This window comes from Amycolatopsis sp. NPDC059021 (assembly GCF_042739895.1).
In the GTDB taxonomy this organism is placed as follows: domain Bacteria; phylum Actinomycetota; class Actinomycetes; order Mycobacteriales; family Pseudonocardiaceae; genus Amycolatopsis.
Genome location: NZ_JBHYIQ010000007.1, coordinates 33,612 through 38,751, shown reverse-complemented (window position 1 = coordinate 38,751; position 5,140 = coordinate 33,612). Strand labels below are relative to the sequence as shown.

General features: G+C 70.3%; 4 protein-coding genes. 2 read left to right on the top strand and 2 right to left on the bottom strand.

The window, feature by feature from the left end; translation table 11 throughout:
* Positions 1 to 133: 133 nt before the first annotated feature.
* Both ACFWX1_RS05665 and ACFWX1_RS05660 read right to left on the bottom strand, forming a co-directional pair.
* Positions 134 to 1,771, bottom strand: a complete 1,638-nt coding sequence (locus ACFWX1_RS05665; protein WP_378384205.1) for a Na+/H+ antiporter — start codon at positions 1,769 to 1,771, stop codon at positions 134 to 136.
* A gap of 81 nt (positions 1,772 to 1,852) precedes the next feature.
* The gene (locus ACFWX1_RS05660) at positions 1,853 to 2,350 is read right to left on the bottom strand and encodes an OsmC family protein (RefSeq protein ID WP_378384204.1); all 498 of its coding nucleotides are present in this window, start codon (positions 2,348 to 2,350) and stop codon (positions 1,853 to 1,855) included.
* A gap of 119 nt (positions 2,351 to 2,469) precedes the next feature.
* Here ACFWX1_RS05660 and ACFWX1_RS05655 point away from each other — a divergent pair, with 119 nt between their 5' ends.
* On the top strand, positions 2,470 to 3,405 hold the full coding sequence (locus ACFWX1_RS05655; RefSeq protein WP_378384202.1) for a TIGR03564 family F420-dependent LLM class oxidoreductase: 936 nt from the start codon (positions 2,470 to 2,472) through the stop codon (positions 3,403 to 3,405).
* 152 nt (positions 3,406 to 3,557) lie between these two features.
* Positions 3,558 to 4,820, top strand: a complete 1,263-nt coding sequence (locus ACFWX1_RS05650) for an MFS transporter (RefSeq protein WP_378384200.1) — start codon at positions 3,558 to 3,560, stop codon at positions 4,818 to 4,820.
* Positions 4,821 to 5,140: the final 320 nt, after the last annotated feature.

The window sequence follows — 5,140 nt, the reverse complement described above, 5'->3', positions numbered from 1 at the left end:
CGGGGCGGCGCGGGGGGTGCGCCCACCCCCTGGGGGGCCCATGCCTCCGCTGTTGGCGGGCGGCGGCCCAGCGCCCCCAGCGCGTTCCCCCCACCCCCCCCCTTCAGCTCGTCTAACGAGACGAACGTCCCCTTCAGCTCAGGCGGGTGCTGAGCGGGGAGGCCGAGAGGCTCAGCTCTTCGAGGTCGAGTTCCCGCAGCACCTTGCGCAGGATGTCGTCGTCGAGGCGGTGGGCCTCCCGTTCGGCCAGCAGCGCCTGCCGTTGCGCGACGAGCATTTCGCCGCGCGCCCGGTGGAACGCCGCGGTCCGGCTGCTCGCGCGTTCCTCGGCGGACAGCGAGATCGCCTCGATCGCGGCCCGGTACCGCGTGTCGACGATGTTCCGCAGCCGCTCGCGAAAACGTTCCGCCCGCTCGGGTGGAACGTCCATAGTGGACAGCTGGGTCGCGATCAGCTCGTCGAGTTTCGCCAGCGCCGCGTCCTTGGCGGCGGTGCGCGCGGCGATCTCCTCCGCCTGGTCGCGCGCCGCCTCGTCCGGGTCCTGCACCTTCAGCGCGCGGATCAGCGGCGGCAGGGTGAGGCCCTGGATCAGCACGGTCCCGATCGCCACGGAGAACGCGAACAGCTGGATCTCGGCGCGGCCGGGAGTGTCCACCGGAACACCGGACGCGGCGGCGAGGGTGACGACGCCGCGCATGCCCGCCCAGGCGATCACCAGATTGGACCGCCAGGACTGCGACGGCCCTTCGCGGCGGAACAGCCGCAGTCCTCGCGGCAGATAGCTCATCCCGAGCACCGCGGGGATCCGGACGAACATCGTCACCGCGAGCACGATGACCGCGACGAGTGCGAGCTGCCCGTTGTTCCGGGCGGCGTGGTCCGCGGTGTCGAGCACGAACGGCAACTGGAGGCCCATCAGCGCGAACACCAGCGCTTCCAGCAGGACGTCGATCGAGGCCCACACCGAAGCGTCCTGCGCGCGGGTCGCGGGTGAGGCGTTGAGCGATCCGCGTCCGAGGTACAGCCCCGCCGTGACGACCGCGAGCACGCCGGAACCGCTGAACCCGGTGCCGAACGGGTGCAGATGCTCGGCGAGCACGTACGCGGCGAACGGCACGATGATCCCGAACGCCGACTCCAGCAGCGGGTCGGTGAGCCTGCGCCGGATGAGCCCGACGATCATGCCGATCACCAGGCCGACCGCGATTCCGAGCACGGTGGCGACCACGAAGACCGCGAACCCGTGCCCGATCGAGCCCGCCGTGCCGGCGACGGCGGCGAGCGCGACCTTGTACAGCGTCAGCGCGGCGGCGTCGTTGACGAGGCTTTCCCCGGTCAGCACGGCCATGATCCGGCGGGGCAGGCCGAGCTTGCTGCCGACCGCGACCGCGCTCACCGCGTCCGGCGGGGCGACGACGGCGCCGAGCACGAGGCAGGTGGCGAACGGCAGATCGGGCAGCAGCAGGTGCACCACCACCGCGACGACCACCGCGGTGAGTCCCACCAGCAGCACGCCGAGCGCGATGATCGGGCGCAGGTTGTCGCGGAACTGCGTGATCGAGCTGTCCAGCGACGTCGAATACAGCAGCGGCGGCAGCACCACGGTGAGGATCAGTTCGGGCGCCAGCTCGATCCGCGGCACACCCGGAATCAGCGCCACGGCGAGCGCGACCACGACGATCACCAGCGGCGCGGACAGGTTGTACCGGCGGCAGAGCGCGGTCAGCCCGAGCGAACCGGCGAGCAGCCCCATCAGGGTCAGAACATCCATCGACGACCTCCGAAGGCGATCTTCGCCTATCGGTGCCGCGCGGGCAGGAGATGCCGATCGGGTGCGGGTGTCCCGCAGGGTTCAGGCGAGCTTGGTACTCACCGGGGTTTCGTGGCGGAACAGGTCGAGCACCGGGCAGTGCTCGTCGACCTCGCGGCGCAGCTGTTCGTACTGGTCACGGGTCGCGGGGCCGTCGAGTTCGACCGACACGCGGACATCGCCGAAGCCCGGCCGGGTGTTGAGCGAGAAGCCGAAGAAGCCGTGCAGGTCGAGGTCGCCGTCCACGGTGACGCGGACCGAGCCGAGCGGGATGCCGAGCTTCGCCGCCCAGAACTGGTAGGTGATCACCTGACACGAGCCGAGCGCGGCGAGCGCGTATTCGACCGGGTTGGCGGCGGTGTCGGTGCCGCCGAGCGCGCCGGGTTCGTCGACCGTGAAGGCCTTGTCGCGGACCTTGACCTCGACGACGGTCGCGGTGCCGGGAGCGAGCGTGTTCGCGACACGGAAGGACACCGCGGCGTTGTGCAGGTCGTTGTCGATGGCGTCGCGCGTGCCTTCGATGACGTCGATGAGCGACATGACTACTCCTCGTAGGGATAGGGGCGTAGGTCACAGCGTCCGGATTTCCCGCTCTTCGCGCGCGGCTTCCCAAGTCCTGGGAGCGGAATACCGTCCCGCCGCGAGCGGTAGTCCCGATCATGACCATCGGAGTGACGCTGCCCGCCGGGGGAAACCCGTCCGCGCACAACACCGTCGACGAACTCATCACCCAGGCCCATCAGGCCGCCGACGCCGGGCTCGGCTCGGTCTGGTTCTCCCAGCTCTTCGGCTACGACGCCATTTCCCTCGCCGGGCTCGCCGGCCGCGAGGTGCCGGACATCGAAATCGGGACCTCGGTGGTGCCGATCTACCCCCGCCATCCACTGCTCGTCGCGGCACTCGCGCAGACGGCGCAGGCCGCGGTCGGCGGCCGGTTCACCCTCGGCATCGGGCTCGGCGCCAAGGAATTCCTCGAACCCGTCTACGGCCTCCCGTACGCGCCGTCGATCCGGCATCTGCGCGAATACCTGACCGTGCTGCGTACCGTTTTCGCCGGGGAGGAGCCGCGGTTCGACGGCGACACGTTCGCCGCGCGGCCGCCCTTCCCCGCCGTGCTTCCGGGTGCCACCGAGACTTCGGTCATCGTCGCCGCGCTCGGGCCGCAGGCGCTGCGGGTGACCGGGGAACTCGCCGACGGCACGCTGACGTTCCTGGCCGGGCCGAAAGCGCTTTCCACGTTGATCGCGCCGGTGCTCAACGAGGCCGCTGCTAAGGCGGGACGACCCGCTCCGCGCGTTATCGCGGCCGTGTCCGCGGTGGTGACCGATGATGTCGACGCCGTGCGCGCGAACGCCGTCGAAAAGCTCGCCTTTTATGGTGATCTCCCGTCGTATCGGCGGCTTCTCGACGCCGAGGGTGTTTCGCACGGCGCCGATCTCACGCTGATCGGCGACGAGGCGACGGTCGAGGCCGGGATCCGCCGGTACGTCGAGGCCGGGGCCACCGAGATCGTGGCGTCCCAGACCGGGCTGGGATCGGCCGAGGACCGGCTGCGTACCTGGAAGTTCCTCGGCGAACTGAAGAGGCGCTTGTGATTCTTTGACCGGTCCGGGGTGAGCCAGGGGAATCGAGGCCGTGTTTCCGTCGAGTGGAAGCACGCTGGTTTGTGTCGTACCTCACGGGCATACTGTGCGCCATCCGTACGACTGTGCGGAGAACGTGCGCTGACGCACCCCGGAGGTCCCCCATGTCCCCTGGCGCTCCGACCACCGCGGCCCGGCACTGGGTCGTCCCACTGGCCTGGGCGGCTGTCCTGCTCGACGGGTTCGATCTCGTCGTGCTGGGCACCGTCCTGCCGGTGCTGCTGCGCGGCCACGTCTGGGGCCTCGGTCCCGGCACGGCGTCGGTGATCTCGACCGCCGGCCTGGTCGGTATGACGCTGGGCGCGCTCGCGATCGGCACGGTCACCGACGTCATCGGCAGGCGGAAGGCGCTGATCACGGCGGTCGTGTGGTTCTCGGTGTGTACCGCGCTGTGCGCGCTGGCGCCGTCGGCCTTCGTGTTCGGGCTGCTCCGGTTCCTCGCCGGGCTCGGCCTCGGCGGCTGCCTGCCGACGGCCATCGCGCTGGTGTCGGAGTTCGCCAGGAAGGGCCGCGGCGGCAGCGCGACCACCACGGTGATGACCGGCTACCACGTCGGCGCGGTGCTCACGGCGTTGCTCGGCATCGTGCTCATCTCGCCGTTCGGCTGGCGCGCGATGTTCGTCGCCGGGGCGCTGCCCGCACTCGTGCTGGTGCCGCTCATGCTGCGCTATCTGCCCGAATCCGAGCAGTTCGAACGGGTGCGGCAGGCGAGGCAGGCCGCCGAGGCGCCCGCCGGGAACGTCGTGGCCGGGCTGTTCCGCGGGGGCCTGCTGCGGGCGACGATCGCGTTCTGGGTGACCTCGTTCATGGGGCTGTTGCTGGTGTACGGGCTCAACACCTGGCTGCCGGAGATCATGCGGCAGGCCGGGTACCCGCTCGGCGCTTCGCTCGGTCTGCTGCTGACACTGAACCTCGGCGGTGTCGCCGGACTGATCGTGGCCGGTCGCGTCGCCGACCGCGTCGGCGTCCGGCCCGCGACCATCGGCTGGTTCGTCCTCGCCGCCGTGTTCCTGGCCGTGCTGAGCGTGCGGCTGCCGTCGTTCGCGCTGTACGCGGCGGTATTCCTGACCGGTGCGTTCGTGTTCAGCGCCCAGGTGCTGGTGTACGCCTACATCGGCAAGCGGTATCCGGACGCGATCCGCGCGACGGCGCTCGGCTGGGCCGCCGGGATCGGCCGTACCGGGGCGATCTGCGGCCCGATCCTCGGCGGGGCCTTGCTCGGCGCGGGAATCGCCTACCCGTGGGGGTTCTACGCCTTCGCCGGGGTAGGCGCACTGGGCGCGCTCGGCGTCGTCGCGGTGCACTCCGGGAAGGCGAACTCCGCGCCGAAAGCCGTTCCCGCGCCGGGAACCCGCCCAGCTTCTTGACAGGCGCTCCGTCCCTGAGTGTCCACAGTGTCCGATCACTGTGGACACTCAGCGGCCGATGCTCCTCGGGGAGCCGGGCCTCGTAGGCTGTCGAGATCCTGGAGTTCCGTTCCACCGCAGTGTCCCGAACGCTCCGTTGGCGACGGTGAACGTCTCGAACGGCGCGTTCGCGACATGCGCCACGCAACCAGGGCGCGCAGCACCAGAACGGCAAGTCCGTGAAGGCCTCCTTTACGGCGCTCAGCGCCGGTAAGGAGGCGTTGACTGGCCTGGTGTGCACAAAGTGTGTGTGTTATAAACAAATTTGGGAGGCGACGACA

What these genes read in the sequence shown, in the direction of transcription:
- ACFWX1_RS05665 (WP_378384205.1), bottom strand. Translation starts at nt 1,771, where the DNA reads ATGGATGTTCTGACCCTGATGGGGCTGCTCGCCGGTTCGCTCGGGCTG.
- ACFWX1_RS05660 (WP_378384204.1), bottom strand. Translation starts at nt 2,350, where the DNA reads ATGTCGCTCATCGACGTCATCGAAGGCACGCGCGACGCCATCGACAAC.
- ACFWX1_RS05655 (WP_378384202.1), top strand. Translation starts at nt 2,470, where the DNA reads ATGACCATCGGAGTGACGCTGCCCGCCGGGGGAAACCCGTCCGCGCAC.
- ACFWX1_RS05650 (WP_378384200.1), top strand. Translation starts at nt 3,558, where the DNA reads ATGTCCCCTGGCGCTCCGACCACCGCGGCCCGGCACTGGGTCGTCCCA.